The sequence below is a fragment of the Pseudomonas asgharzadehiana genome, from assembly GCF_019139815.1.
Lineage (GTDB): Bacteria > Pseudomonadota > Gammaproteobacteria > Pseudomonadales > Pseudomonadaceae > Aquipseudomonas > Aquipseudomonas asgharzadehiana.
The window spans coordinates 215,667-240,992 of sequence record NZ_CP077079.1 but is presented as its reverse complement, the minus strand read 5'-3'; the positions used below and the strand labels follow the sequence as shown (position 1 = coordinate 240,992).

28 protein-coding genes are annotated in these 25,326 nt (G+C 61.5%); 11 read left to right on the top strand and 17 right to left on the bottom strand.

The genetic code is table 11. The features are described 5' to 3' along the window. Position 1: 1 nt before the first annotated feature. The 3 genes from KSS96_RS01125 to prlC all read right to left on the bottom strand — a co-directional run bounded on the left by KSS96_RS01125 (position 2) and on the right by prlC (position 3,315). Positions 2–754 (bottom strand): gluconate 2-dehydrogenase subunit 3 family protein, encoded by a 753-nt coding sequence (locus tag KSS96_RS01125; RefSeq protein WP_017528720.1) that lies wholly within the window; start codon positions 752–754, stop codon positions 2–4. 237 nt (positions 755–991) lie between these two features. After that, entirely contained in the window at positions 992–1,267 is a 276-nt protein-coding gene (locus KSS96_RS01120; RefSeq protein WP_017528719.1) for a YheV family putative zinc ribbon protein, read from the bottom strand. After that, positions 1,264–3,315, bottom strand: a complete 2,052-nt coding sequence (prlC, locus tag KSS96_RS01115) for an oligopeptidase A (protein WP_217855581.1) — start codon at positions 3,313–3,315, stop codon at positions 1,264–1,266. The genes KSS96_RS01120 and prlC overlap by 4 nt, the downstream gene beginning before the upstream one ends. A 101-nt stretch (positions 3,316–3,416) precedes the next feature. Between prlC and KSS96_RS01110 the strand changes: the two genes are divergently transcribed. Both KSS96_RS01110 and KSS96_RS01105 read left to right on the top strand, forming a co-directional pair. Then, positions 3,417–3,959, top strand: coding sequence for a gamma carbonic anhydrase family protein (locus tag KSS96_RS01110; protein ID WP_017528717.1), 543 nt, complete (start codon positions 3,417–3,419; stop codon positions 3,957–3,959). Continuing rightward, positions 3,956–4,615 carry an HAD family hydrolase gene (locus tag KSS96_RS01105; protein ID WP_068937956.1) on the top strand — a complete coding sequence of 220 codons (660 nt, stop codon included), beginning with the start codon at positions 3,956–3,958 and terminating at the stop codon, positions 4,613–4,615. Before KSS96_RS01110 ends, KSS96_RS01105 begins: the two co-directional genes overlap by 4 nt. 57 nt (positions 4,616–4,672) lie before the next feature. On the opposite strand, the gene KSS96_RS01100 is transcribed toward KSS96_RS01105, so the two are convergent. Next, on the bottom strand, positions 4,673–5,716 hold the full coding sequence (locus KSS96_RS01100; RefSeq protein WP_217855580.1) for an aminopeptidase: 1,044 nt from the start codon (positions 5,714–5,716) through the stop codon (positions 4,673–4,675). 74 nt (positions 5,717–5,790) lie between these two features. Between KSS96_RS01100 and KSS96_RS01095 the strand changes: the two genes are divergently transcribed. After that, positions 5,791–6,213: a PA0061/PA0062 family lipoprotein gene (locus tag KSS96_RS01095; protein ID WP_116078023.1), complete on the top strand. Its 423-nt coding sequence runs from the start codon at positions 5,791–5,793 to the stop codon at positions 6,211–6,213. On the opposite strand, the gene KSS96_RS01090 is transcribed toward KSS96_RS01095, so the two are convergent. Continuing rightward, positions 6,214–6,453 (bottom strand): DUF1161 domain-containing protein, encoded by a 240-nt coding sequence (locus KSS96_RS01090; protein ID WP_017528713.1) that lies wholly within the window; start codon positions 6,451–6,453, stop codon positions 6,214–6,216. A 144-nt stretch (positions 6,454–6,597) separates the two neighbouring features. After that, positions 6,598–7,029, bottom strand: a complete 432-nt coding sequence (locus KSS96_RS01085; protein ID WP_003170750.1) for an OsmC family protein — start codon at positions 7,027–7,029, stop codon at positions 6,598–6,600. Positions 7,030–7,247: 218 nt separating this feature from the next. On the opposite strand from KSS96_RS01085, the gene KSS96_RS01080 reads away from it, so the two are divergent. After that, positions 7,248–8,249, top strand: a complete 1,002-nt coding sequence (locus tag KSS96_RS01080; RefSeq protein WP_017528712.1) for an LLM class flavin-dependent oxidoreductase — start codon at positions 7,248–7,250, stop codon at positions 8,247–8,249. Positions 8,250–8,314: 65 nt separating this feature from the next. On the opposite strand, the gene KSS96_RS01075 is transcribed toward KSS96_RS01080, so the two are convergent. Both KSS96_RS01075 and KSS96_RS01070 read right to left on the bottom strand, forming a co-directional pair. After that, positions 8,315–8,539, bottom strand: coding sequence for a DUF1161 domain-containing protein (locus KSS96_RS01075; RefSeq protein WP_017528711.1), 225 nt, complete (start codon positions 8,537–8,539; stop codon positions 8,315–8,317). 115 nt (positions 8,540–8,654) lie between these two features. Continuing rightward, on the bottom strand, positions 8,655–8,870 hold the full coding sequence (locus KSS96_RS01070) for a dodecin (RefSeq protein WP_003170747.1): 216 nt from the start codon (positions 8,868–8,870) through the stop codon (positions 8,655–8,657). Between the two features lie 155 nt (positions 8,871–9,025). Between KSS96_RS01070 and KSS96_RS01065 the strand changes: the two genes are divergently transcribed. After that, positions 9,026–9,352, top strand: a complete 327-nt coding sequence (locus tag KSS96_RS01065) for an ElaB/YgaM/YqjD family protein (RefSeq protein WP_003170746.1) — start codon at positions 9,026–9,028, stop codon at positions 9,350–9,352. Here KSS96_RS01065 and KSS96_RS01060 read toward each other — a convergent pair. Further along, entirely contained in the window at positions 9,349–10,245 is an 897-nt protein-coding gene (locus tag KSS96_RS01060) for a LysR family transcriptional regulator (RefSeq protein WP_065879201.1), read from the bottom strand. The genes KSS96_RS01065 and KSS96_RS01060 overlap by 4 nt on opposite strands. A 110-nt stretch (positions 10,246–10,355) precedes the next feature. Between KSS96_RS01060 and trpB the strand changes: the two genes are divergently transcribed. Both trpB and trpA read left to right on the top strand, forming a co-directional pair. Further along, the gene (trpB, locus tag KSS96_RS01055) at positions 10,356–11,582 is read left to right on the top strand and encodes a tryptophan synthase subunit beta (RefSeq protein ID WP_017528709.1); all 1,227 of its coding nucleotides are present in this window, start codon (positions 10,356–10,358) and stop codon (positions 11,580–11,582) included. After that, positions 11,582–12,391 carry a tryptophan synthase subunit alpha gene (trpA, locus tag KSS96_RS01050; RefSeq protein ID WP_065879202.1) on the top strand — a complete coding sequence of 270 codons (810 nt, stop codon included), beginning with the start codon at positions 11,582–11,584 and terminating at the stop codon, positions 12,389–12,391. The genes trpB and trpA overlap by 1 nt, the downstream gene beginning before the upstream one ends. A gap of 39 nt (positions 12,392–12,430) precedes the next feature. Here the strand turns inward: trpA and KSS96_RS01045 are convergent, their stop codons facing one another. The 6 genes from KSS96_RS01045 to KSS96_RS01020 all read right to left on the bottom strand — a co-directional run bounded on the left by KSS96_RS01045 (position 12,431) and on the right by KSS96_RS01020 (position 18,108). After that, on the bottom strand, positions 12,431–13,741 hold the full coding sequence (locus KSS96_RS01045; protein WP_116078025.1) for an MFS transporter: 1,311 nt from the start codon (positions 13,739–13,741) through the stop codon (positions 12,431–12,433). Positions 13,742–13,856: 115 nt separating this feature from the next. Then, positions 13,857–15,005: a galactonate dehydratase gene (dgoD, locus tag KSS96_RS01040; RefSeq protein ID WP_003170741.1), complete on the bottom strand. Its 1,149-nt coding sequence runs from the start codon at positions 15,003–15,005 to the stop codon at positions 13,857–13,859. Positions 15,006–15,047: 42 nt separating this feature from the next. Beyond that, complete coding sequence (locus KSS96_RS01035; RefSeq protein ID WP_017528706.1) at positions 15,048–15,674, bottom strand: 2-dehydro-3-deoxy-6-phosphogalactonate aldolase; 627 nt, start codon at positions 15,672–15,674, stop codon at positions 15,048–15,050. A gap of 1 nt (position 15,675) precedes the next feature. Beyond that, a complete protein-coding gene (locus tag KSS96_RS01030) occupies positions 15,676–16,635 on the bottom strand; it encodes a 2-dehydro-3-deoxygalactonokinase (protein ID WP_137220074.1) in 960 nt (319 codons plus the stop codon). Positions 16,636–16,799: 164 nt separating this feature from the next. Continuing rightward, on the bottom strand, positions 16,800–17,126 hold the full coding sequence (locus KSS96_RS01025) for a DOPA 4,5-dioxygenase family protein (protein ID WP_017528704.1): 327 nt from the start codon (positions 17,124–17,126) through the stop codon (positions 16,800–16,802). A 31-nt stretch (positions 17,127–17,157) separates the two neighbouring features. After that, positions 17,158–18,108, bottom strand: coding sequence for a choline sulfate utilization transcriptional regulator (locus KSS96_RS01020; protein ID WP_217855579.1), 951 nt, complete (start codon positions 18,106–18,108; stop codon positions 17,158–17,160). 103 nt (positions 18,109–18,211) lie between these two features. Here KSS96_RS01020 and betC point away from each other — a divergent pair, with 103 nt between their 5' ends. From betC to KSS96_RS01005, 3 genes are all read left to right on the top strand, one after another. Beyond that, positions 18,212–19,726 (top strand): choline-sulfatase, encoded by a 1,515-nt coding sequence (gene betC / locus KSS96_RS01015; RefSeq protein WP_068937958.1) that lies wholly within the window; start codon positions 18,212–18,214, stop codon positions 19,724–19,726. A 16-nt stretch (positions 19,727–19,742) separates the two neighbouring features. Next, positions 19,743–20,657 (top strand): choline ABC transporter substrate-binding protein, encoded by a 915-nt coding sequence (gene choX, locus KSS96_RS01010; RefSeq protein ID WP_065879207.1) that lies wholly within the window; start codon positions 19,743–19,745, stop codon positions 20,655–20,657. Positions 20,658–20,756: 99 nt separating this feature from the next. After that, positions 20,757–22,325 carry a SulP family inorganic anion transporter gene (locus KSS96_RS01005; protein ID WP_017528700.1) on the top strand — a complete coding sequence of 523 codons (1,569 nt, stop codon included), beginning with the start codon at positions 20,757–20,759 and terminating at the stop codon, positions 22,323–22,325. Between the two features lie 108 nt (positions 22,326–22,433). Here the strand turns inward: KSS96_RS01005 and aroE are convergent, their stop codons facing one another. Then, positions 22,434–23,252: a shikimate dehydrogenase gene (gene aroE / locus KSS96_RS01000; protein ID WP_065879209.1), complete on the bottom strand. Its 819-nt coding sequence runs from the start codon at positions 23,250–23,252 to the stop codon at positions 22,434–22,436. Continuing rightward, on the bottom strand, positions 23,252–24,184 hold the full coding sequence (hemF, locus tag KSS96_RS00995; RefSeq protein ID WP_017528698.1) for an oxygen-dependent coproporphyrinogen oxidase: 933 nt from the start codon (positions 24,182–24,184) through the stop codon (positions 23,252–23,254). Before hemF ends, aroE begins: the two co-directional genes overlap by 1 nt. 158 nt (positions 24,185–24,342) lie before the next feature. Between hemF and KSS96_RS00990 the strand changes: the two genes are divergently transcribed. Continuing rightward, the gene (locus KSS96_RS00990; RefSeq protein ID WP_065879210.1) at positions 24,343–25,320 is read left to right on the top strand and encodes a quinone oxidoreductase family protein; all 978 of its coding nucleotides are present in this window, start codon (positions 24,343–24,345) and stop codon (positions 25,318–25,320) included. The last annotated feature ends 6 nt before the right edge of the window (positions 25,321–25,326 follow it).

Here is a 25,326-nt window from a genome sequence, read left to right as displayed (position 1 = left end):
TTTATGCCCTCTCGCCGCGCATGGAAACGGCCGGGAAAGGGTATTGCTCGTTGCGCTCTACCCAATCCATAAAGTCGGCGCGGGCGCCGGGGAAGCCGATCATGGTCCAGCCGACCATGCCCTTGTTGCCACCGTGGATCGGGTCGCAAAAGAACCCTTCCTTGGTGTTTTGCAGCAACAGGTTGAAGAACATTTTCGGCGGCACCGCGTCAAAATGCGCGGTCAGTTCGTTGCCGCCCGCCTCCAGGCGACGCAACATATCGTCTCGGGTAGCGCTGTCTTGCTCAGCGAAAGCTTTACCGTTGAACGCTTTGGACCAAGCATCCGTAGCGGCAATGCCCAGGCGGTAGATCTCTTTGGGTACCAATTTGCTCTGCCAGCCCATCTCCGGCGCCGCGTCGGCGTTGAACGGGCCTTGCATGAACCACAACGCACCACTGGCATACGGCGTGTTCATCTGGCGGTCGATGTACTCCGGCGCGCCCGCTTCCAGCGCACCAGGGCCTTGGGCATCGGCCGGGATCAGGCGCTCGACGGCGGCGTTGATAAACGCCCATTCCTCGGCCGTGAAATAGGTCGGTTCGTAGGCCTTGTCACTCGCAGCAGGCTGGGCTGGCGCGGCCTGCGCAGGTTCAGGTGCCGCCATCAGCATGGAGCCGCCAAGGCCAGTGCTGGCAACCGTGACCACCGGGATCAAGGTCAAGGATTTGCGCAAAAAGTCACGCCGGGGGTTGTCTTGATCTTGATCAGACATGGGGGCACCTCATCATGGGGTCACGGGTTTATTCGGCCGTTTCTGGAGAACGGCTCGTCTATTTTTGGCAATCAATGGTTACAAAGGATAGCAGGCTAAGCATTGGGAAATGGTTTCAACGCGCAAAAAAGTGGGAGGGGGCTTGCTCCCGATGGCGGTGGGTCAGCCTATACCGAGGCTGGCTGACCTTGCGCCATCGGGGGCAAGCCCCCTCCCACATTGGCCTGCGTAAGGCCTTTAGTCTTTTTTAAGCTTCGGGTTCGGGAAGAATTGCACCGCCTGAACCTTAGGGTCGGCCGGCGCTTTCAGTGCCGAGGTATTGACCCGCGTACCCAGCTCCTTGGGCACCGACAACCCTTGGTCATTCAAGGTATCGGTATACCCGCAGGCCACACACTCGCGGTGCGGCACGCTGTCTTCGGTCCACATCTTCAGCTTGTCCGGTTCGCTGCACGCCGGGCATACCGCCCCGGCGATAAATTGCTTCTTGGTGATCACAGGCCCTTCGCTCATGCTGCCGCGTCCTCACTCAGGCCGCTATGGCGCAAGAGTGCGTCAATCGACGGCTCGCGTCCGCGGAAGTCGACGAACAGCACCATCGGCGCCTGGGAACCGCCGCGCGCCAGGATCGCTTCGCGAAAGGCGCGACCGGTGTCTGCATTGAGCACGCCGTCTTCCTCGAATTTGGAAAAGGCATCCGCCGAGAGTACTTCGGCCCACTTGTAGCTGTAGTACCCCGCCGCGTAACCACCGGCAAAGATGTGCGCAAAGCTGTTGGGGAAACGGTTGTAGGCCGGCGGACGCATCACCGACACCTCGTCACGCACGCCTTCGAGCACCTGCGCCACACTGCGGCCATCGCCATGGGTGGCGTGCATTTCAAAGTCGAACAGCGAAAACTCCAGCTGGCGCACCATCATCAGGCCGGACTGGAAATTCTTCGCCGCGAGCATTTTTTGCAGCAGGTCCTGAGGCAGAGGCTCACCGGTTTCATAGTGGCCGGAGATCAACGCCAGACCTTCCGGCTCCCAGCACCAGTTCTCCATGAACTGGCTCGGCAACTCCACCGCATCCCACGCCACGCCGTTGATGCCGGACACGCCGGCGTGTTCGACGCGGGTCAGCAGGTGATGCAGGCCGTGGCCGAATTCGTGGAACAGGGTGGTGACTTCGTCGTGGGTCAGCAGGGCAGGTTTGCCGCTGTCGGCCGGCGTGAAGTTGGACACCAGGTTGGCCACCGGGCTTTGCAGCACGCCGTCGACGGTGCGGCGACGGTCACGGGCGCCGTCCATCCAGGCGCCACCGCGCTTGTTGGCGCGGGCGTACAGATCGAAGAAGAAGCGCCCGACGTGCTCGCCGTTTTCCTTGATTTCAAACAGACGAACATCCGGGTGCCAGGTGTCGAAGCCTTTTTGCTCGGCGATCTCGATGCCGTACAGGCGCTGCACAACGGCAAACAGGCCGCCCAGCACCTTGTCGATCGGGAAGTAGGCGCGCAACGCTTCCTGGGACACGCTGTAGCGCTGCTCACGCAGTTTTTCACCGTAAAAACCGCTATCCCAGCTTTGCAGGTCGGCACAGCCTTGTTCAGCGGCGTAAGCCTTGAGCTGTTGCAGATCCTGAGCGGCAAACGGCTTGCTGCGCTTGGCCAGGTCACGTAGGAAACTCAGCACCTGATCGCTGGATTCGGCCATCTTGGTGGCCAGGCTCAGCTCGGCGAAGGAAGCGAAACCGAGCAGTTGGGCCAACTCCTGACGCAGGTCGAGGATCTGCTCCATCACAGGGCCGTTATCGTTCTGACCGGCATTCGGGCCTTGGTCCGACGCTCGAGTGCAGTAGGCGGCGTAGATTTCTTCACGCAGGGCGCGGTCCTGGGCGTAGGTCATCACCGCGTAGTAGCTGGGGAATTCCAGGGTGATCAGCCAGCCATCGAGGCCCTTGGCCTGTGCAGCGGCGGCCATTTGCGCCTTGGCCGAGTCGGTCAGGCCGGCGAGGGTGGCTTCATCGGTGACGTGCTTGGTCCAGGCTTGGGTGGCGTCCAACAGTTGGTTGGAAAACTTGCTGCCCAGCTCGGAGAGTTTGCTCTGCACTTCGGCGTAGCGCTTCTGTTGCTCCGGCGGCAGGTCGATACCCGACAGGCGGAAATCACGCAGGGAGTGCTCAAGGATGGTTTTTTGCGCCACATCGAAACCGGCGGCTTCCGGGCTGTTGGCCAGGGCTTCGAAGGCCTGGAACAACTGGCGGTTCTGGCCCATCTCGGTGGAGTAGGCGCTCAATGCAGGCAGACACGCCTCGTAGGCTTCACGCAGTTCGGCACTGTTACACACGGCGTTGAGGTGGCTGACCGGGCTCCAGGCGGCGCCCAGGCGGTCATTGAGTTCGTCCATGGCCAGCACCAGGCCGGCCCAGGTAGGATTTTTACCCTGGCGTTGCAGGATGCCTTCGATGGCCACGCGGTTTTCGGCGAGGATCTGTTCGATGGCCGGTTGGACGTGCTCGGCACGGATCGCCGAGAACGGCGGCAGGTCGTAGGACTGCAGAAGAGGGTTGTTCGCGCTCACGGTTGGCACCTTGGCTGAAGAAACAGGTAAGACAAAGATGGGGCCATCTTAATTACAATCAACGCCCACCGCAGCTATCAGCAGAAGAGAGAGAGCCTATCGTGACCCTTCGCACCTATCAGAACCACACGCCAACCCTGGGCGCCGGGGCGTTTGTCGATGCTTCGGCGGTGGTGATCGGCGATGTCGAAATCGGCACCGACAGCTCCGTTTGGCCATTGACCGTGATTCGCGGCGACATGCACCGCATCCGCATCGGTGAGCGCACCAGCGTCCAGGACGGCTGCGTGCTGCACATTACTCACGCCGGGCCGTTCAATCCTGATGGTTTCCCCCTGCTGATCGGCGACGACGTGACCATCGCCCACAAGGTCATGCTGCATGGCTGCACCGTGGGCAACCGCATCCTGATCGGCATGGGCAGCATCGTGATGGACGGCGCGGTGGTGCAAGACGACGTGATCATTGGCGCCGGCAGCCTGGTGCCACCGGGCAAGAAACTCGACAGCGGCTTTTTGTATGTGGGCAGCCCGGTTAAACAAGTCCGCGCGCTGACTGACAAAGAGCGCGCCTTTTTCACCTACAGCGCCGCGAACTACGTGAAGCTCAAAGACCTGCACCTGGCCCAAGGGTTCGACCAATGAGCCTGCCTTACCAAACCGTCCTGTTCGACCTGGACGGCACCCTCACCGATCCTCGCGAGGGCATCACCCGCTCGATCCAGTACGCCCTCGGCAAACTGGGCATCGATGAACCGGACCTGGGCAAGCTCGAACACTTCATCGGCCCGCCGTTGCTGCAGGCCTTCATGCAGTTCTACGGCTTCGATGAAACCAAGGCCTGGGAAGCGGTGAATTTCTACCGCGAGCGCTTCAAGGTCACCGGGCTGTATGAAAACCGCGTGTTCGATGGCGTGCTGCCGCTGCTGGAAGAACTCAACGGCCAGGGCCGCCACTTGTACGTGGCGACCTCCAAGCCGTGGGAGTTTGCCCGCGAGATCGCCAGGCATTTCGACTTTGCCAGGCACTTCAAGCTGATTTACGGCAGCGAGTTGGATGGCACGCGCACCAACAAGGTCGAGCTGATTGCGCATTTGATCAGCGAAGAAGGCCTGGACCCCACCACCACCTTGATGATCGGTGATCGCAAGCATGACCTGATCGGTGCGCGCAGCAATGGGCTCGATTGCGCGGCGGTGGGGTATGGGTTTGGCAGCTATGAGGAATTGAATGCTGAGGCGCCGACGTGGCATTTTGAGACGTTGGCTGAGATGCATCAGGCTTTTTTGCGGCGGCCTTGAGGTCGTCATCGGGGGCAAGCCCCCTCCCACTGTGGGAGGCTTGCCCCCGATGAGGCCCTATAAATCAATACCTTCCAACTGTTTCAACGCCGCTTTGCGCTGCGCGATCGGCAATCCGCCCAGCTTCTCAACCGCGGCATAGAACTTCACCCAATCCCCTCCTTCGCGCCTGAACAACGCCGCAAACGCCGGCACCCACTGGTCATAGAGCCCGAACGGCAACAACCGCGCGTTGTTCATCGGCTGGTTGATCCAGGCGTCATAACGTTTATCGCCACCCCATTGGCTATCGCGCACTTGGCGATAGTCACTGCGCAACCGCTCAAATTCGGCGGCCTTGGCCTGGCGCATCACACCCGCTGCCAAGGGCTGGGCGTAGAGTTTTTCCAGGCGTTTGCGAGTGTCGAGGATCAGCTGGATAAACTGGTCGCGCTGTTTCAACATCGTGTCGCTTTGAGGCGCCAAACCACGGGCGGCGCGCCATTGGCGAGTGCCTTCCTGCTCGACGAAAGTGGCGAATGACTCGTTGAACTCCGTGTCGTCCTTCACGTAGAAGCGCTGGTGGGCCAACTCATGAAAGATCAGTGTGGCCAGGCGTTCATCGCCCCAATTCATCATCGAGCTCATGATCGGGTCGTTGAACCAACCTAACGTGGAATAGGCCTCGACACCGCCAATTGATACATCCATGCCCTGCTGGCGCAATAACGCCGCCTCGCCCCGTGCCGCGCCCTGGTTGTAGTAGCCGCGATAGGCCACGCATCCGGCGATGGGGAAGCAATGGTTCTCGGCAGACAGGGAAAATTCCTGCGTGGCGAAGACATTCCACACCACGTAGGGCCGACCAATATCGGCATACAGCCGGTAACTCTGGTTGTCGGGCAGGTGCAGATGTTCGCTGGCGAAGGTACGTGCTTTCTGGGATTGAGCGAGATGATCACGCAACGGCTGCGCGCGCGAGGGGTCGGCGATCACCTTCGTAACCGGCTCCCGCGCCCGCAAAAGCTGCCATTGGCCGCCCGCCAGTTGGCCGTAGTAACTGACGCTGGAGCAACCGCTGAGCAGCACAACCATCGACCCTGCAAGAAAACGCCTGACCATGCCCTGACGGCTCCTAGGTAATAGGTTCGTGGTTATACTCACAAAAATACTCTTCCTATCGCCGAGTGCCTGTCATGCGCCAGCTCTTGCTTTGCCTCGCCGCCCTGCTCATCAGCGCCTGTACGTCCACCTCTGTGCCGCCCGCTGACCCGCAACAGGCCTGGGTCGATTTCATCACGCCGACACCGGGCGCCAAGATGGTGATGGCGCAGCGTCTGGATGGCAAAAATCTCGATGATGGGCGTTATTTCCAAATGCCGCCCGGGGCCCACGAACTGATGGTGCGCTTTGACTTTGAGGTGCCCACTGGCGGAGGCCTTGGCGGTCTTAGCTCGCTCCAATACCGTACCTGCTTCATGACCTTGCAATACGACCACTTCCAGGCCGGCCGGCGCTATGTGCTGGAGGGCCGCTCGCTGGCGTTCACGCCCAATATCCGGCTGTATGGCTCAGCCCGTCAGTTGTTGGCCGAAGAACGCAGCGTGAACTGCCTCTGATCAGTCGTTGTTTTTTTGGTAGATGATGCGCTTGGTGCCGTTTTCACACGAGCCGACGATCATGGCGCTGTCGTGGTTCTTGGCTTCTTCGGCGGTGATGATTTCCAGGGTGTAGGACGGAATCGCCTTGGCCTGGATCTTCACTTCAATCTCTTTCCTGAGTTCTTCACAGTCTTTTGGAGCGGCCACGGCCGAAGTGGCCAACACAGCGCAGATGATAGCCAAGGTAAAACGTTTCATGTGTGAAGCTCCCTGAATGCACTGCGCACGGGTGTGCGCCTAGGCTGCATATGGCTATTCGACCACAGTTTGGAAACGCGAGTTCTGATTTAACGCAGCATTAAAATGCGGGAGGGGGCTTGCTCCCTCCCACATTAAAGCGTGTCAGTTAACCAGCGTGCCATCCAGGGTGATGGTCGCATTCAGCACCTTGGATACCGGGCACCCTTCCTTGGCCTTTTTGCTCAGTTCATCGAACTGCGCCTGGCTGGCGCCGGGGATCTTGGCCTTGAGAATCAAATGCACGGCGGTAATCGCGAAGCCGCCATCCACTTGGTCCAGCGTTACTTCAGCCTGGGTGTCGATGCTGTCAGCTTTAAGCCCTGCATCACCCAGAATCATGGAAAAAGCCATGGAGAAGCAGCCCGCGTGGGCCGCACCGATCAATTCTTCAGGGTTGGTGCCCTTGCCACCTTCAAAACGCGCCTTGAACCCGTAAGGCGCTTCGCGCAGTACGCCGGTTTCGGTGGAGATGGAACCCAGGCCAGTCTTCAGGTCGCCTTCCCAGTGCGCAGATGCTTTTTTAACGATGCTCATAGCGGTCTCCTCGAACGGTGGTTTTGCGTCAGTAGAGTTCTGAGGATAGAAGCGCTGGCAAAGTTCACCCTGTAGGAGAGACCTAGCAATTCAGTAGGAAATTTTCCTGCCGGCTCTTGAATCTCGGGTATATGCCCTCATTGCATAGAACATGCACATGCAGCGGCAGGTCTTGGTTCGTCTTAAAAGCCTGCGCGCCCCCTTGGAGAAGCAGGCTTATGAAATCGCTGTCCGACGTGAAGTTCTCGACCCTCGACCTGGTGCCCGTGCGGGCCAACGGCAGTCCGGCGCAATCGTTGCGCAATTCTCTGGACCTGGCCCAGCATGTGGAAAAGTTCGGCTACAACCGTTTCTGGGTAGCCGAGCACCACAACATGGATGGCATCGCCAGCTCGGCCACCTCGGTGTTGCTGGGCTATCTGGCCGGCGGCACATCCACGATTCGCGTCGGCTCGGGCGGTGTGATGTTGCCCAACCATGCGCCGTTGGTCATCGCCGAGCAGTTTGGCACCCTGGAAAGCCTGTACCCCGGACGCATCGACCTGGGCCTGGGCCGCGCCCCCGGTTCCGACCAGATGACCGCGCGCGCGCTGCGCCGCGAGCGCTCCGGCAGCGCCGATGATTTCCCCGAAGATGTCGCCGAGCTAATGGCTTACCTGGGCCCGCGCACACCGGACCAACGCGTGATCGCCGTGCCCGGCACCGGCACCAATGTGCCGGTGTGGCTGCTGGGCTCCAGCCTGTTCAGTGCGCAACTGGCCGGCGAGCGCGGTTTGCCCTACGCCTTTGCCTCGCATTTCGCACCGCGCTTGATGCACGAGGCGATTCGCGTGTATCGCAACCACTTCAAGCCTTCGGCTGTGTTGGATAAACCCTACGTGATGCTCGGTATTCCGCTGGTGGCCGCCGACACCGACGAGCAGGCCGACTACCTGGCTACATCGGTGTACCAGCGCATCCTCGCGCTGATGCGCGGCCAAAGCCTGGTGCAGCGCCCGCCGGTCAACACCATGGACGGCTTATGGTTGCCTCATGAAAAGGACGCGGTCGGTAGCTTCCTCGGCCTGGCGATGGTCGGCAGCCCGGCAAAGATCCGCGCCAAACTGGAGGTGCTGATCGAACAAACCGGCGCCGATGAGCTGATTTTTACCTGCGACCTGTATGAACACGCCGACCGGATTCATTCCTACGAACTGCTGGCGCAGTTGATGAAGGGCTGAACCCCAGGCGAAAAAAATCGACGCACCTGTGGGCAAGTGCGTCGATTTTATGTCTGCATCACGGATCAACCGCGCTTGTAGACGATTTCCTTGGTGCCGCCTTCGCAGGTACCGACCACTTTTGCGTCGGCAGCAGCGCCTTTGTCCACGGCTTCCAGCGAATACCCCGAAACGCCCTTGGCGTCGAGTTTCGCTGCAATCTCGCTTTTCAGCTCTTCACAAGGCTTGCCCGCCGCCAGGGCCGTGCCCGCAACGCTCAACAAACCTACCGCTAGCAGAAACTTTTTCATCCGTTACTTTCCTTGCGCTGATAGAAAACAACATGCCGACACACTGAGTGTCGGCGCCCCATCGTTGTAGCGCAGGTTATGGCAATCGGCCAGCCAGCAAGTTCAACTCAGCGGATCAACTGCTGGCAATTCGGAATCCCACCTTGAGCGTGACTTGGTAGTGGGCGACCTTGCCGTTTTCGATATGGCCACGGGTTTCGGTCACTTCGAACCATTCCAGATGCTTGAGGCTCTTGTTGGCCTCGGCAATCGCATTGTTGATCGCATCTTCGATGCTGGTGGTCGAGGAACCGACCAATTCGACTTTCTTGTAGGTGTGATGATCAGACATAGCGTTTCTCCTGAGGGTCGTCAATAAAGCCTAGCAGTCAAAGCTCATACTGCCTCTGGCGACCGTTCCTACGTGAAAGTTCAGATTTACTGCACTTTCTGAGACCGCTGGAGTCGGTATCTACACACGCCACTCAATCACTTCAGGAGATCCACATGGCCAATACTTCTTTACGCAAAGCATCGCTGGAAAGCATGGAAGCCGAGATTTCGAGCCTGCTCAAGTCCCTTGAGAGCCTCAAGGACGATGCGTCCGATGAGTCGCGCAAGACCCTGAAGGCCTTGAAAAGCAACGCCGAGAATGCCCTCAAGCACTCGCGCCACCTGATCAGCGACGCCTACGAAGAAAGCAAAGTCAAAATCCGCGAAACCGGCGTTGCCACTCGCGACTACGCCCAGGAGCACCCATGGACTACAGCCGGTGTCGCTGTTGGCGCGCTGGGCCTGCTGGCGGCTTACCTGCTGTGCAAACGCGGTGACTAAGTCGGTTGGCGCATCAACTCAGCCTTGAGCCACTGCGCCAACTGCCGAGCGCGCCCGTCCGCGGCGCGCTTGGGCAGCCACAGCGCCAGGTGCGCCGGGGTTTCACTGAAACCCCACGGCGCCACCAGGCGACCCGCACGCAGGTCCTCTGCCACCAGCGGCTGCGGTGCAATTGCTACGCCCAAGCCCGCGACAGCTGCCTCCAGCAAATAATACAAATGCTCAAAACCCTGGCCGTGTTTCAACGCATCGGGCGCCATATCGTGTTGCCGCGCCCAAATAGGCCAGGCCTGCGGGCGCGAGGTGGTGTGCAACAACGCTTCGCCGCACAAGGCTGATGCCGGCGCCCGGCGCAGGCGCTCATAACCGGCAAAACGCGGGCTCATCACCGGGCCGATACGCTCGCTGGCCAGTTCATACACGTGCATATCCGTCGGCCAGGGCGGCTCGGCGAAGACCAGCAAAGCGTCCAGCCCAGGGCGGCGCGGGTCCAGGTCGCCATCGCCCGCCGACAGGTGCAGGCGCAAGTCAGGCAGGTCGGCGTTCAAGCGGCCCAAGCGCGGGATCAGCCAGCGCGCCAGCAAACTGCCCGAGCAACCCAGCACAAACGGCGCATCCGCGCTGCGTTGGGTGAGTTCAACGCACACGTCCCTTAAACGCTCAAACGCTTCGAAGCTGGCATCACGCAGCCGAGCGCCGGCATCTGTGAGTTTAATGCCTCGCCCATCCTTGCTGAACAGACTGACACCCAGGTGTTCTTCCAGCACTTTAAGCTGGCGGCTCACTGCCCCGTGGGTCACGTGCAGTTGCTCGGCAGCCTGGCTGACGCTGTTGAGCCGCGCGGTGGCTTCAAACGCACGCAGGGCATTAAGGGGGGGAAGGTCGCGGCTCATCTGTGAGTTTTCCTGACGGGTTGCGGCGATCTTATCGGTTTTCACCCTTGCGCGTCAGGGGTAGAGTGGCCCTCATTGTTTCCTACACCCCTTCTTCCCTGGAGCGTCCCATGACTCAGTCCCAGACCGATCTACGCAACGGCCCCGACGCCAACGGCCTGTTTGGCGCGTTTGGCGGCCGTTATGTCGCTGAAACCCTGATGCCGTTGATCCTCGACCTGGCCCGCGAATACGAAGCGGCCAAGATCGATCCGGCGTTCAACGAGGAGCTGGCCTACTTCCAGCGCGACTACGTAGGTCGCCCGAGCCCGCTGTACTTCGCCGAGCGCCTGACCGAGTTCTGTGGTGGCGCCAAAATCTACCTCAAGCGCGAAGAGCTCAACCACACCGGCGCGCACAAGATCAACAACTGCATCGGCCAGATCCTGCTGGCGCGGCGCATGGGCAAAAAACGCATCATCGCCGAGACCGGCGCCGGCATGCACGGCGTAGCCACCGCCACCGTGGCGGCGCGCTTTGGCCTGCAATGCGTGATCTACATGGGCACCACCGACATTGAGCGCCAACAGGCCAACGTATTCCGCATGAAGCTGCTGGGCGCCGAAGTGATCCCCGTGGTCGCCGGCACCGGCACCCTCAAGGACGCAATGAACGAAGCCCTGCGTGACTGGGTGACCAACGTCGACAGCACGTTCTACCTGATCGGCACCGTGGCCGGCCCGCACCCGTACCCGGCGATGGTGCGCGACTTCCAGGCGGTGATCGGCAAAGAAACCCGTACTCAGTTGCAAGCCCAGGAAGGCCGCCTGCCGGACAGCCTGGTGGCGTGCATCGGTGGCGGTTCCAACGCAATGGGCCTGTTCCACCCGTTCCTGGACGACACCAGCGTAGAGATCATCGGCGTTGAAGCCGCCGGCCACGGCATCGAAACCGGCAAGCACGCCGCCAGCCTCAACGGCGGCGTACCGGGCGTGCTGCACGGCAACCGCACCTTCCTGCTGCAAGACGACGATGGCCAGATCATCGACGCCCACTCGATTTCCGCCGGCCTCGATTACCCAGGTATCGGCCCGGAACACGCCTGGTTGCATGATATCGGCCGCGTCCAATACACCTCGGTGACCGATGACGAAGCCCTGGAAGCCTTCCATAAATGCTGCCGCCTGGAAGGGATTATTCCTGCACTGGAAAGCGCCCATGCCCTGGCCGAAGTGTTCAAACGCGCACCCAACCTGCCCAAGGATCACCTGATGGTGGTCAACCTGTCCGGCCGTGGCGACAAAGATATGCAGACCGTGATGCACCACATGGAACAGTCCAAGCAGGAGAAACACTGATGAGCCGCCTGCAAACGCGCTTTGCCCAGCTTAAAGAACAAAACCGCGCCGCCCTGGTGACCTTCGTTACCGCCGGCGACCCGGGGTACGACGCCTCCCTGGCGATCCTCAAGGGTTTGCCGGCCGCCGGCGCCGACGTGATCGAGTTGGGCATGCCCTTCACCGACCCGATGGCCGACGGCCCAGCCATCCAGCTCGCCAACATCCGCGCGCTGGAAGCCAAGCAAAACCTGGCGAAAACCCTGCAGATGGTCCGCGAGTTCCGCAAAGACAACAACGACACCCCGCTGGTGTTGATGGGCTACTTCAACCCGATCCACAAATACGGCGTACCGGCGTTTATCGCTGACGCCAAAGCGGCCGGCGTCGACGGCCTGATCGTGGTCGACATGCCGCCCGAGCACAACGGCGAGCTGTGCGACCCGGCCCAGGCCGCCGGCATCGACTTTATCCGCCTGACCACCCCGACCACCGACGACGTGCGTCTGCCGACCGTCCTCAACGGCAGCTCCGGCTTTGTGTACTACGTGTCGGTCGCCGGTGTGACCGGCGCCGGTGCCGCCACCCTGGAACACGTCGAAGAAGCCGTGACCCGCCTGCGCCGCCATACCGACCTGCCGATCAGCATCGGCTTTGGTATCCGCACGCCGGAACAAGCGGCGGCCATCGCGCGCCTGGCCGACGGCGTGGTGGTGGGCTCGGCGCTGATCGATCACATCGCCAACGCCGGCAACGAACAGCAGGCGATTGATGGCGTGTTGAGCCATTGCGCGGCGCTGGCCGAAGGCGTGCGCAACGCACGCAAGTAAGGCTTGCCGTGGCGAGGGAGCCTGCTCCCTCGCCGCCGTTTATTGGTCCAGCTTGATCCGCTCGACCTTGCCCACCAGCAATATGTAGGACAGCGCCCCCAACAACGCCAGCACGGCGATGTAGGTGATCGCCGGCGCAAACGAATCGCCGCTGGCCAGAAAGCCGATCACGATCGGCGTGGCAATCGCCGACAGGTTACCGATGAAGTTGAACACGCCGCCGGTCAGGCCCAGCAACCGTGCCGGTGCCAGGGTCGATACCAGCGACCAGGTAATCGACGCCAGCCCGTTCCCGAAGAACGCCACCGCCAGGAACGCAATCACCCACGCCGTCGAGTCCACGTAGTTGGCGCCGATGATCGCCGTGGAAATCAACAGCCCGCCAATGATCGGCAACTTGCGCGCAAAGCCCACCGAGGCGCCCCGGCGAATCAGCCAGTCGGAAAAAACCCCGGAACACAGCACACCGACAAACGCCGCCAGGAACGGCAACGACGCCAGCAGGCCGGACTTGATGAAGTCCATGCCGCGATACTTCACCAGGTAGGTCGGAAACCACGTCAGGAAAAACCACAGCGTGGAGTTCAGGCAGAACTGCCCAAGGTAGATACCCCAGAGTTTGCGCTTGCTCAGCACGATACCCAGGTCCACCCAACTGAACGGCGCCTTGGCGGTTTGCGCCTGCATGTCCACCAGGCCGCCGCCGTCGCGGATCAACTGGATTTCAGCCTGGTTGGCGCCTTTAAAGTCCTTCGGCTCGCGGTACACCGCGTACCAGATCACCGCCCACAGGATGCCGACGCCGCCGGTGGTGACAAACACCATGTGCCAACCGAACTCATGTTGCAGCCACGCCAGCACCGGCGTGAGAAACGCCAGCCCGACGAATTGCCCGGAGGTATAAAAGCCAATCGCCGTTGCGCGCTCGCGCTCGGGAAACCAGGTGGTGACCACACGGCTGTTGATCGGGTAAGCCGGCGCTTCCAACGCACCGACGGCCATGCGCAGCACGAACAGCGCGATGAAACTGGCGGCAAAGCCCAGCATCACGGTGGCGATGGACCACAGCAGCAGGGCGGCGGTGTAGAGAATACGCGGCGGCACCCGGTCGACCAGCCAGCCGCCGGGGATCTGCATGGCAGCGTAGGTCCAGCCGAATGCCGAGAAAATCAGGCCGACATGCACCGGGTCGATGCCCAACTCGCTGGTGAGCGCCGGGGCGGCAATCGACAGGTTGCTGCGGTCGAGGTAGTTGATGACCACGGTGATGAACAGCAGCACCATGATGAAAAAGCGCTTTCGGCTAGGCGTGACTAAAGAAGCCTGTCCGGTGAGGGATTCAGGGTGCATGGGAAGTGCCTCTTTTTATGTTTATTGAGGACGGACTTACTGATGAAACCGAATCAAAATGTGGAAGAGAGCAAGCCCCCTGCCACATGTTTAACCGTGTTCCTTCAGGAGGGAATCACCACTCGGCAAAGCTGCCGTCGGCATGGCGCCAGATCGGGTTGCGCCAGCGGTGGCCGATGGCGGCGCGCTCGATCACGTATTCCTCGTTGATCTCGATGCCCAGGCCCGGCCCGTTGGGGATCTTCACAAAGCCCTGGTCGTAGTCGAACACACCGGGGTCACGTACGTAGTCGAGCAGGTCGTTGCTCTCGTTGTAGTGAATGCCCAGGCTTTGCTCCTGGATAAACGCGTTGTAGCAAACCGCATCCAGTTGCAGGCAAGCGGCCAAGGCAATCGGGCCCAGTGGGCAGTGCAGGGCCAGGGCCACATCGTAGGCTTCGGCCATGTTGGCGATCTTGCGGGTTTCGGTGATGCCGCCGGCGTGGGAAGCATCCGGCTGGATGATGTCAACATAGCCTTCGCTGAGCACACGCTTGAAGTCCCAACGCGAGAACAGGCGCTCGCCCAGGGCGATCGGAGTACTGGTCAGCGGCGCCAGTTCCTTGAGGGCTTCGTAGTTTTCGCTGAGCACGGGCTCTTCGATAAACATCAGCTTGTACGGGTCCAGCTCCTTCATCAGCACCTTGGCCATGGGCTTGTGCACGCGGCCATGGAAGTCGACGCCGATGCCGACGTTAGGGCCGACCGCATCACGCACGGCCGCCACGTTGGCCAGGGCCAGGTCGACTTTTTCGAAGCTGTCGACGAACTGCAATTCTTCGGTGCCGTTCATTTTCACGGCGGTAAAGCCACGGGCCACCGCCTCTTTGGCCGCGCGGGCGGTGTCGGCCGGGCGGTCGCCACCGATCCACGAATACACGCGGATCTTGTCGCGTACCTGGCCACCGAGCAGGTCGCTGACGGAAACGCCGAGGGCCTTGCCCTTGATGTCCCACAGCGCCTGGTCGATACCGGCCAGCGCGCTCATGTGCACGGCGCCGCCGCGGTAGAAACCGCCCCGGTAGAGCACGGTCCAGATGTCTTCGATATTGCGTGGGTCTTTGCCGATCAGGTAGTCGGACAGTTCCTCAACAGCAGCGGCCACGGTGTGAGCGCGGCCTTCGACCACGGGCTCACCCCAACCGGTCACGCCCTGGTCGGTTTCGACCTTGAGGAAGCACCAGCGCGGCGGGACGATAAAGGTCGTCAGTTTGGTGATTTTCATCTGTTATCTCTCTTATCGATGCGGCGCCTGTGGGCGCGGAATTTAATCTCGGCTCAGGGCTTTCCAGGCGGCGACGTACGCCTGGGCGCGGCTCGCGACCTGATCCACGGTCATGCCCGGCTTGAACAACCCGGACCCCAGTCCGAACCCTTTGGCGCCGGCGTCGGTGAACACCTGCATGTTGTCCGGGTTAATGCCGCCCACCGGGAGCAGCAACGTGCCCTGCGGCAGTACCGCCAGCCACGCCTTGATCACCGCCGGCCCCATTTGCTCGGCCGGGAACAGCTTCAACACATCGGCCCCTTCGGCCAATGCGGCGAAGGCTTCGGTGGGCGTGGCCACACCCGGCGACAGGTACAGGCCCGCCGCCTTGGCCGCGCGCAGTACCTTGGCATCGCTGTGGGGCATGACGATCACCTGGCCGCCAGCGGCTTTCACCTGCTCAACCTGTTCAGGCGTCAACACCGTACCGGCCCCGATCAGGCAATCGGCGGGCAGGCTGTCACGCAGGGTGCGGATGCTGGTGTAAGGGTCCGGCGAATTGAGCGGGACTTCGATCACGCGAAAACCGGCGTCGTACAGCACCTGGCCGACAGCCTTGGCTTCGTCCGGGCGTACACCGCGCAGGATCGCGATCAAACCGTTTTGTGCGAGTGCTTGCTTGAGCATGTCAGGCCTCCGATACAGGTTGAATGAGCCCGGCCGCCACGGCCAGTTGCCACAGGCCGCGCTCGGTGGCTTCCTGCGCCAGGCTGACAGGGGCGAAGCCGCACAGGGCGAGGGCGCGTTGATAGCGGGCGCAGAGGGGGGCGGCGCCGACCAGGATGATCGGCATGTGTTTTGCGCGGCCCGGCAGGCCCGCGAGTTCGTGGCCGATCAACAGGCCGGACAGGTAATCGGGCTGCTGTTCCGGCGAGAGGGCGGCGGTCAGGCCGAGGGTGCGCGCACTGAACAGCGTCGACAGCACACCCCGCGCGCCCTCGTCGGACAGCGCCACCTGCACGCCCCGGTCAAAGGCCGCGGCCTGGAATGTCTCGGAAGGCTTTTGGGTACGGCCCAGCAGGCTGTGCTTGCTCAACACCGCGAACACTTCGCCGGTCATAAAGGTGTCGAAGTGGGTGATGCGGCCGCCCACCACCTCGACCCACTTGGAATGGCTGCCCGGCAGGCCAATCAACACTTCGGCCCCCAGCCCCTGCAACACACCCAACACCTGGGTTTCTTCGCCGCGCATCACATTGGGCAAGCCGACCTGCTCGATCACACCGGGCACAATATGCACCTCGACACCGCGCAGGCTGCGCACGTTGTGCAGTGCCTGGCCCAGGCTTGCGACATCGACTGGGGTAGTGCGATACGCCGCCTCGCTCCAGCCCTGGGCACTGCCAACCATGCCGCAGGCGATCACCGGCAAGCCAGGTTCAGCGTCGAGCCAATCCCCGCAGGCCGCATCAAAGGCCAATTCGAAGCCATCGCTGCACAGCACGCCGGCGATCTCCCGGGCTTCTGTGGGCAGATGCATGATGCCTGACGCCAGTGAGCGTTGTTCCAGCACCACGCCTGCGGGGCCGAGTTTGTAAGCACGAAGGGAGCTGGTTCCCCAATCGAGCGCGATCAATTGCGCCTGCATCGCTTCACCTGAAATGAGTGGGTGCTGAAAAAGCAGATGGGCGAATATAAACCTAAGCCTGGCGACATCTCAATATATAAATATCAATCTCATATAGTGGGATACGACCGCAAAAATCCCGCTCTCCTTCACAGAAGTTGAGGGGTTGCACATCGAGAAGAGGGTTAAAAAACAGACAGATCCAGCGTACGCATCGCGCCCAGCCAGATGGCGTGATCGGTGTGGTCCTTGAGCTCATCGCCGGTTTCGGGGTGCAGGAACACCACCAGCCCATCGCGATGCAGCGCCAGCCACGGCAGCACCACGCCGATGTATTCGGCGTCGAACGCCAGCTGGCAGCTCCAGTCCGGGTGCGGGCCGACGGGGCGCTCATGCACGCGCCCCATGCGCAACGGGAACAGTGTTGCGGCGTCTTCACACAGGCTGCGCGCCTGATCGATCGTATTGGCATCGAAGTAGATGTGGGCGTGATAGCCCTTGATACGTTGCATGAGGAACTCCGGATCCACTGTGCGCCAGATGCTAGACCGCAATCGACGGCAGGGCCAGCCCGGTCAATGACTGCGCGCTGCTGGCCTGCTCCGCCACCAGCCAATCGACAAAACGCTCAACCAACTGCCCGCGACGTTTGCGCTGGGGCTGCACCACGTAATAGCCGAAACGCGAGATGACCGTGTTGCTGATCGGTCGGCAGAGCCAGTTCTGCTCCAGCAGGTTATCCACCAAATGCCGCCAGCCGATGGCCACGCCCTGGCCGGCAATCGCCGCCTGGATCAGCAAGGTGTAGTTATCGAAGCGCAGTTGGCCAGGCGTGGGGGCGGCGGTGATACCCAGTTCGCGGAATACGCCGCTCCAATCGAACCATTGGCTGTTGTTTTCCTGGCGCAGGTGCAGCAAAGGAACATCGTGCAAATTGTGCAAGGTCAGCGGTGTGGCCTGGTCCTTGAGCCACTGCGGGCTGCACACCGGGAATACTTCTTCGTTGAACAGCCACAGGCTGTCGCCCTGTTTGAAACGGCCATCGCCAAACAGCACCGCTACGTCGATATCGCTGCGCAAGGTGGCATGGTTGCGCTCGCTGGTGACCAGGCTCACATCCACGTGCGGGTTGGCCTGGTGGAAGCGATGCAGGCGCGGCATCAGCCAATAGGCGGCGAAGGCAAAGTCGGTGGCCACTTGCAGCACTTCGTGCTGGTCCTGCTGAATGATCGCGCTGAGACCTTGGTTGATGGTTTGCAAACCGCCTTGCACATGCTCGAACAGCAAGGCGCCGGCGTCGGTCAGCTCAATGCCGCGGTAGATGCGATCAAACAGGCGAATCGCCAGTTGTTCCTCGAGGCGCTTGATCTGTTGGCTGATCGCCGGCTGGGTGGTGCCCAGCTCCATGGCCGCCGCTGTAAAGCTGCGATGACGGGCTGCGGCTTCAAACGCGCGCAGCAGGTCGAGGGACACATCGCCAAGGGCTTCATACATAAGCTGTGCTTATCCTAGACATTGCTTTTCATGGGCTTTACCCCATTTTCCATGGGCTGCATGCTCACTGGCATAAACACCGCCTATGGAATGCCAAGCCCCCATGAAGCGCAAGAACATTCTTTTCATCATGGCCGATCAAATGGCCGCGCCGCTGCTTCCGTTCTACGGTTCTTCGCCCATCAAGCTGCCGAATCTGAGCCGCCTCGCCGAGCAGGGCGTTGTGTTCGACGCCGCCTATTGCAACAGCCCGTTGTGCGCGCCGTCGCGCTTCACGCTGGTCAGCGGGCAATTACCGAGCAAGATCGGCGCCTATGACAACGCGGCGGATTTTCCCGCCGATGTGCCCACCTATGCGCACTACCTGCGACGCCTCGGCTACCGCACCGCGCTGTCGGGCAAGATGCATTTTTGCGGCCCCGACCAGTTGCACGGTTATGAGGAGCGCCTGACCAGTGACATCTACCCCGCCGACTATGGTTGGGCGGTGAATTGGGATGAGCCGCACGTACGCCCCAGTTGGTACCACAACATGTCCTCGGTGCTGCAAGCCGGGCCATGCCTGCGCACCAACCAGCTGGACTTCGACGAAGAGGTGGTGTTCAAGGCGCAGCAGTATCTGTTCGACCATATTCGCGAGGACGGCGACCAACCGTTCTGCCTGACCGTGTCGATGACCCATCCCCACGACCCGTACACCATTCCCAAGCCGTTCTGGGACCTGTACGACGAGAGCGACATCCCTTTGCCCGCAACCCCGGCACAGTGTGATCTCGACCCCCATTCCCAGCGCCTGCTCAAGGTCTACGACCTGTGGGACAAGCCGCTGCCTGTGGATAAGATCCGCGATGCACGCCGCGCCTACTTCGGTGCCTGCAGCTACATCGACAGCAACGTCGGCAGGCTGTTGCAGACCCTGGAAGACACCGGCCTTGCCGACGACACCATCATTGTGTTCTCCGGCGACCATGGCGACATGCTCGGCGAGCGTGGCCTCTGGTACAAAATGCACTGGTTTGAAATGGCCGCCCGCGTGCCGCTGCTGGTCAGTGCGCCGGGGCAGTTTGCGGCGGGGCGCGTATCAAAAGCCGTGTCCACCGCCGACCTGTTGCCCACGCTGGTGGAGCTGGCCGGCGGCGAGTTGGACCCACGCCTGCCGCTGGACGGGCGCTCGCTGGTGGCGCATTTGCAAGGGCAGGGCGGGCACGACGAAGTGTTCGGCGAATACATGGCCGAAGGCACTATCAGCCCGCTGATGATGATTCGCCGGGGCGCCTACAAATTCATCTACAGCGAAGACGACCCGTGTCTACTGTTCGACGTACACAACGACCCAGGGGAGCAGGAAGAGCTCAGCCAGTCGCCACAGCATCGGGCGCTGTTTGCAGCCTTCCTGAACGAGGCGCGGGCCAAATGGGACATCCCGGCGATCCATCAGCAGGTACTCGCCAGCCAACGCCGCCGTCGCCTGGTATTCGAGGCGCTGACCCTGGGCAAGCTGAAGAGCTGGGACCACCAGCCGCTGGTGGACGCCAGTCAGCAATACATGCGCAACCATATCGACCTCGACGACCTGGAGCGCAAGGCACGTTATCCACAACCCTGCCAAAACCAATAAATACAGAGGGAAGGCCATGCAAAAGTTAACGGTAGTGCTGGGCATTCTGGCGTTAAGCAGCGCCAACGTGTACGCGGACGCCAGCTGCGAAACAGTGAAAATGGCCGATCCCGGCTGGAGCGACATCGCCGCGACCAACGCCATCACCGGTTTTCTGCTGACGGGCATGGGCTACAAGGCCAAGGTCGACACCCTGGCGGTGCCGATTACCTTCGGCGGGCTCAAGGACGGCCAGGTGGATGTGTTCCTCGGCAATTGGATGCCGGCGCAGCAGGGGTTCTACGACAAGTTCGTGGCCAATGGCGATGTCGTGCAATTGGCCAAGAACCTCGACGGCACCGAGTTCACCCTCGCCGTGCCGGACTACGTGTGGGACGCCGGTGTGCATGAGTTTGCCGACCTGAACAAATTCGCCGACAAGTTCGACAAGAGGATCTACGGCATTGGCTCCGGCGCGCCGGCGAACATCTCGTTGCAGGAGATCATCAAGAAGAACGACTTTGACCTGGGCCAGTGGAAGCTGATCGAGTCCAGCGAACAGGCGATGCTCGCCGAAGTGTCCCGGGCAGTGAAGAAACAGCGCTTTGTCACCTTCCTCGGCTGGACGCCGCACCCGATGAACGTGCAGTTGAAAATGCACTACCTCAAGGGCGGCGAGAAATATTTTGGCGCTACCGGTAGCGTGTACACCCTGACCCGCAAAGGGTACGCCCAGGCCTGCCCGAACGTAGGAAAACTGCTGACCAACCTGAGTTTCACCCAGGAGATGGAGAACAGCATCATGGCGCAGGTGGCCAACAATAAGCTCAGCAATGCCGAGGCGGCGAAGGCGTGGATCAAGGCCAACCCGGCGGTGCTGGACAAATGGCTGGAGGGCGTAAAAACCGTGGATGGCCAGGATGCGCTGGCGGCGGTCAAAGCCAAGCTCTAAGGCCTGACACTGTCCCAATGTGGGAGGGAGCAAGCCCCCTCCCACAGGGATTGGCGTGTACTGATACCCTTGAGTCAAACCTTTTCAGCCGAGTTATAAATGCCCCGGCCCAACCGCCACACACTCTTTCCTTTCCTGAGTTGGCTGCCGCGCCAAACCCGCGCCAGCGTCGGCCGGGACGCGATGGTCGGCCTCAGCGGCGCCGTGCTCGCGTTGCCGCAGTCGATTGCCTACGCATTGATCGCCGGCCTCCCACCGGAATATGGCCTGTACGCCGCCATCATCCCGGTGCTGATCGCGTGTCTGTGGGGTTCGTCCTGGCACCTGATCTGCGGCCCCACGGCGGCGATTTCCATCGTGCTCTACGCCAGCGTCAGCCCGCTGGCCGTCCCTGGGTCACAGGACTACATCACGCTCATCCTGTTGCTTACCTTCCTCGCAGGCGTTTTCCAGTGGTTGCTGGGCATGCTGCGCTTCGGTGCGCTGGTGAACTTCGTCTCCCATTCGGTGGTGTTGGGGTTCACCCTCGGCGCCGCCGTGGTGATCGCCCTTGGGCAGTTGCCCAACCTGCTGGGCCTGGTTTTGCCGAGCCAGGCCACGGCGATCAACAGCCTGCTGGCGCTGATCGACCATAGCGGCGAGTGGGACCACGCCTCACTGGCCCTGGGCCTGGGCACGTTGCTGGTGGGTGCATTGCTTAAGTCTCTGGTGCCACGCTGGCCGACGTTATTGATTGCCCTGGCATTGAGCAGCCTGGCCGCATGGCTGTGGCCGGCGGTATTCGGGCACGTGGCGCGGGTCAGTTCGTTTATCGGCAAACTGCCGCCGTTCAGCCCGTTGCCAATGGACCTGGACATGATCCTGCGCCTGCTACCCAGTGCCGTGGCGGTGGGCATGCTGGGGCTGGTGACCAGCCTGTCGATTGCGCGCTCGCTGTCGGCCCGTTCACAGCAATTGCTCGACGCCAATCAAGAAGTACGTGCGCAGGGTTTATCCAACATCGTCGGCGGATTTTTCTCCGGTTACGTGTCGGCTGGTTCCTTTACCCGCTCAGGCCTGAGCTATGAAGCCGGGGCCTGTTCGCCGTTGGCCGGGGTGTTTTCGGCGTTGTGGGTGGCGCTGTTTGCAGTGTTTGGCGCGGCGTTGATCGCGCATATCCCGATTCCGAGCATGGCGGCGAGCATCCTGTTGATTTGCTGGGGCCTGGTGGACCATCGCGGCATCCGCGCGCTGTTCCGGGTCAGCCGCGCCGAGTTTGTGGTGATGAGCCTCACCTGTGTCGCCACCTTGCTGCTGGAACTGCAAACAGCGATCTATGCCGGCGTGTTGGCCTCGCTGTTTTTTTACCTCAAGCGCACCTCGCAGCCGCGGGTTCAACAATGGCGAGATGGAGAAGAAGACGTGCTGCGGGTCGGCGGTTCGATCTTTTTTGGTGCCAGCCACTATCTGCAGGTGCGCCTGCAAAGCCTGCAGGGCGAAAGGGTGGTGATCGAGGCGCAGCAGATCAACTTTATCGACTATTCCGGGGTGGAAATGCTGCACCAGGAGGCACGGCGGTTGCGCGGTCTTGGACGCAGTTTGACATTGCGCCGAGCCAGGCCGCAGGTGGTGGATGAGTTGAAGAAGCTGGAGGGGGCCGATAAGTGCCCCATCCATTTTGAAGACTGAACGCGGTTAAAAAATGTGGGGCTTGCTCCCGATATAGGTGGACCAGTCTAAATCTCTTTGACTGACACACCGCTCCCACATGATGACTGTGCCCACTCTGGATAGGCGTTAGGCCAACTGGCGGCGCATCTGCGCCAATACAGGCGCCGAATCCGGGCGCACACCGCGCCACAGGAAGAAAGCTTCAGCCGCCTGTTCCACCAGCATGCCCAGGCCGTCCATCGCCACCGCTGCCCCCTGCTTGCTGGCCCAGCGGCAAAACGCAGTCGGCTCCTTGGCGTACATCATGTCGTAGCAGAACGTCTTGCCCGGTTCGATCAGGCTGCCGGCAATCGGCGGTACATCGCCTGACAGGCTGGCGGACGTGGCGTTGATGATCACGTCCACCGGCTCACGCAGCCAGTCGAAACCGCTGGCGGACACAGGGCCAAGGTCATCGAACAATTCGGCGAGTCTCTCGGCCTTTTCCACGGTGCGGTTGGCGATGATCAACGAAGAAGGCCGCTCGGCCAGCAACGGCTCCAGCGCCCCGCGTACCGCGCCACCGGCGCCCAGCAACAGGATGCGTTTGCCTTGCAGACTCAACCCGGCGTTTACCGTCAGGTCACGCACCAGGCCCGCGCCGTCGGTGTTATCGCCCAACAAGGTGCCGTCGGCCAACTTGCTCAAGGTATTTACCGCGCCAGCGCGTTGAGCGCGTTCGGTGAGGCTGTCGGCCAGCCGGTAGGCGTCTTCCTTGAACGGTACGGTGACGTTGGCGCCACGGCCTTGCACAAAGAACTCACGAGCGCAGCCGGTGAAATCCTCCAGCGGCGCGAGCAAGGTGCTGTAGTCCAGTTGTTCGCCGGTCTGCTCGGCGAACAGGCGGTGTATCAGCGGCGACTTGCTGTGACCGATGGGGTTGCCGAAGACGACATATTTATCCATCAGACGGCCGCCTTGGGCGCGGCAAGGCCGAGCCAGTCGCGGTCTTGCAGGAAGTAATCGGTGAGGCGTGCTTCTTCGCTGCCGGCTTCGGCCTTCCAGTCGTAGCTCCAGCGCACTTGCGGCGGCAGCGACATAAGGATCGACTCGGTACGCCCGCCCGATTGCAGGCCGAACAGGGTGCCCCGGTCGTAGACCAGGTTGAATTCAACATAGCGGCCACGGCGAAATTCCTGGAATTCGCGTTGCTGCGCGGTATAGGCCATGGCTTTGCGGCGCTGCACGATCGGCAGGTAAGCGTCGATGTAAGCGTCGCCGATGGCGCGGATGAAGGCGAAGCAGGTGTCGAACCCCCACTCGTTCAAATCATCGAAGAACAGGCCGCCGATGCCACGTGGCTCGTTGCGGTGCTTGATATGGAAATACGTGTCGCACCACGCCTTGTAGCGCGCGTACACGTCCGGGCCGAACGGCGCACAGGCCTGCTCGGCTACGCGGTGCCAGTGGATGCAATCTTCTTCGTTGCCGTAGTAGGGCGTGAGGTCGAAGCCGCCACCGAACCACCATACCGGCTCTTCGCCTTCTTTTTCGGCGATGAAAAAGCGTACGTTGGCGTGGGAAGTCGGTACATGGGGGTTGTGCGGGTGGATCACCAGGGACACGCCAAGGGCTTCAAAGCCGCGACCCGCCAGTTCAGGACGATGCGCGCTGGCGGAGGGTGGGAGGCCGCTACCAAAGACGTGGGAAAAGTTAACTCCGCCTTTTTCGATCACCGTGCCGTCTGCGATCACACGGGTGCGACCGCCGCCGCCGGCAGGCCGGGTCCAGGCGTCTTCGATAAAGCGAGTATCCGTCTCGAAGGTTTCCAGGGCGCTGCAAATGCGGTCTTGCAGGTCGAGCAGGTAGGCTTTGACAGCCTCGGTGCGAGTAGTCATGACATCACCTTGAATCGGGCAGCGCTACGCGAGGCCAGGGGCCTCGGCGGCAAATGGGCGCACAGGATAGCACTGCACCCAGGTTCACCGCAGTTGACGAGGATCAAGCTTAGGAGTCCGATAGGGGGCTACGCGAATTCGACCCAAGGAGAAGGAAGATGGCCAAACGTATCCAGTTCAGTGCCCATGGTGGCCCCGACGTACTTGAATATGTGGACTACACGCCGGCAGAGCCTGGCCCGCAACAGGTTCGAGTGCGTAACGAGGCGATTGGCCTGAACTTCATCGACACCTATTTTCGCAGTGGGCTGTACGCACCGCCGGCCTTGCCATCGGGCCTGGGGGCGGAAGGCGCCGGCGTGGTGGATGCCATCGGCAGCGAAGTCAGCCAATTCAAGGTCGGCGACCGCGTGGCCTACGGCAGCGGCCCACTGGGTGCCTACAGCCAATTCCACGTGCTGCCCGCCGCCAACCTGGTGCACCTGCCGGACGACATCAGCTTCGAACAAGCCGCCGGTGCCATGCTCAAGGGCCTCACCGTGCAATACCTGCTGCGCCAGACGTATGAACTGAAGGGTGGCGAAACCATCCTGTTCCATGCCGCAGCGGGTGGCGTGGGTTCCCTGGCCTGCCAATGGGCCAAGGCCCTGGGCGTGAAGTTGATCGGCACCGTCAGCTCGGCGGAAAAAGCCGCCGTGGCCAAATCCCTCGGCGCATGGGAAACCATCGACTACAGCAAGGAAAACGTCGCACAGCGCGTGCTGGAATTGACTGACGGCAAAAAGGTACCGGTGGTGTACGACGGCGTCGGCAAGGACACCTGGCTGACCTCCCTCGACAGCGTCGCGCCACGTGGGCTGGTAGTGAGCTTCGGCAATGCGTCAGGCGCCGTAGATGGGGTGAACCTGGGAATTCTGTCGGCAAAAGGCTCGCTGTACGTCACCCGGCCCACGCTGGCGACGTACGCCAACAATGCGGAAAACCTGCAGATGATGGCGGACGATCTGTTTTCAATGATCAAAAGCGGCAAGGTGCGCATTGATATCAACCAGCGGTATCCGCTGGCAGACGCGGCGAAGGCGCAGACGGAGCTGTCGGCGCGCCGTACCACGGGCTCGACGATTTTGCTGCCTTGACTGCCC

Excerpts from the sequence above, each read along its gene's own strand:
- KSS96_RS01090 (WP_017528713.1), bottom strand. The coding sequence starts at position 6,453 with ATGAAACGTTTTACCTTGGCTATCATCTGCGCTGTGTTGGCCACTTCG.
- trpA (WP_065879202.1), top strand. The coding sequence starts at position 11,582 with ATGAGCCGCCTGCAAACGCGCTTTGCCCAGCTTAAAGAACAAAACCGC.
- KSS96_RS01105 (WP_068937956.1), top strand. The coding sequence starts at position 3,956 with ATGAGCCTGCCTTACCAAACCGTCCTGTTCGACCTGGACGGCACCCTC.
- KSS96_RS01075 (WP_017528711.1), bottom strand. The coding sequence starts at position 8,539 with ATGAAAAAGTTTCTGCTAGCGGTAGGTTTGTTGAGCGTTGCGGGCACG.
- KSS96_RS01005 (WP_017528700.1), top strand. The coding sequence starts at position 20,757 with ATGCCCCGGCCCAACCGCCACACACTCTTTCCTTTCCTGAGTTGGCTG.
- KSS96_RS00990 (WP_065879210.1), top strand. The coding sequence starts at position 24,343 with ATGGCCAAACGTATCCAGTTCAGTGCCCATGGTGGCCCCGACGTACTT.
- hemF (WP_017528698.1), bottom strand. The coding sequence starts at position 24,184 with ATGACTACTCGCACCGAGGCTGTCAAAGCCTACCTGCTCGACCTGCAA.
- aroE (WP_065879209.1), bottom strand. The coding sequence starts at position 23,252 with ATGGATAAATATGTCGTCTTCGGCAACCCCATCGGTCACAGCAAGTCG.
- KSS96_RS01100 (WP_217855580.1), bottom strand. The coding sequence starts at position 5,716 with ATGGTCAGGCGTTTTCTTGCAGGGTCGATGGTTGTGCTGCTCAGCGGT.
- betC (WP_068937958.1), top strand. The coding sequence starts at position 18,212 with ATGAAGCGCAAGAACATTCTTTTCATCATGGCCGATCAAATGGCCGCG.
- KSS96_RS01120 (WP_017528719.1), bottom strand. The coding sequence starts at position 1,267 with ATGAGCGAAGGGCCTGTGATCACCAAGAAGCAATTTATCGCCGGGGCG.
- KSS96_RS01085 (WP_003170750.1), bottom strand. The coding sequence starts at position 7,029 with ATGAGCATCGTTAAAAAAGCATCTGCGCACTGGGAAGGCGACCTGAAG.
- KSS96_RS01070 (WP_003170747.1), bottom strand. The coding sequence starts at position 8,870 with ATGTCTGATCATCACACCTACAAGAAAGTCGAATTGGTCGGTTCCTCG.
- KSS96_RS01035 (WP_017528706.1), bottom strand. The coding sequence starts at position 15,674 with ATGCTCAAGCAAGCACTCGCACAAAACGGTTTGATCGCGATCCTGCGC.
- trpB (WP_017528709.1), top strand. The coding sequence starts at position 10,356 with ATGACTCAGTCCCAGACCGATCTACGCAACGGCCCCGACGCCAACGGC.
- KSS96_RS01020 (WP_217855579.1), bottom strand. The coding sequence starts at position 18,108 with ATGTATGAAGCCCTTGGCGATGTGTCCCTCGACCTGCTGCGCGCGTTT.
- KSS96_RS01080 (WP_017528712.1), top strand. The coding sequence starts at position 7,248 with ATGAAATCGCTGTCCGACGTGAAGTTCTCGACCCTCGACCTGGTGCCC.
- KSS96_RS01025 (WP_017528704.1), bottom strand. The coding sequence starts at position 17,126 with ATGCAACGTATCAAGGGCTATCACGCCCACATCTACTTCGATGCCAAT.
- KSS96_RS01095 (WP_116078023.1), top strand. The coding sequence starts at position 5,791 with ATGCGCCAGCTCTTGCTTTGCCTCGCCGCCCTGCTCATCAGCGCCTGT.
- dgoD (WP_003170741.1), bottom strand. The coding sequence starts at position 15,005 with ATGAAAATCACCAAACTGACGACCTTTATCGTCCCGCCGCGCTGGTGC.
- KSS96_RS01060 (WP_065879201.1), bottom strand. The coding sequence starts at position 10,245 with ATGAGCCGCGACCTTCCCCCCCTTAATGCCCTGCGTGCGTTTGAAGCC.
- KSS96_RS01125 (WP_017528720.1), bottom strand. The coding sequence starts at position 754 with ATGTCTGATCAAGATCAAGACAACCCCCGGCGTGACTTTTTGCGCAAA.
- KSS96_RS01065 (WP_003170746.1), top strand. The coding sequence starts at position 9,026 with ATGGCCAATACTTCTTTACGCAAAGCATCGCTGGAAAGCATGGAAGCC.
- choX (WP_065879207.1), top strand. The coding sequence starts at position 19,743 with ATGCAAAAGTTAACGGTAGTGCTGGGCATTCTGGCGTTAAGCAGCGCC.
- KSS96_RS01030 (WP_137220074.1), bottom strand. The coding sequence starts at position 16,635 with ATGCAGGCGCAATTGATCGCGCTCGATTGGGGAACCAGCTCCCTTCGT.
- KSS96_RS01045 (WP_116078025.1), bottom strand. The coding sequence starts at position 13,741 with ATGCACCCTGAATCCCTCACCGGACAGGCTTCTTTAGTCACGCCTAGC.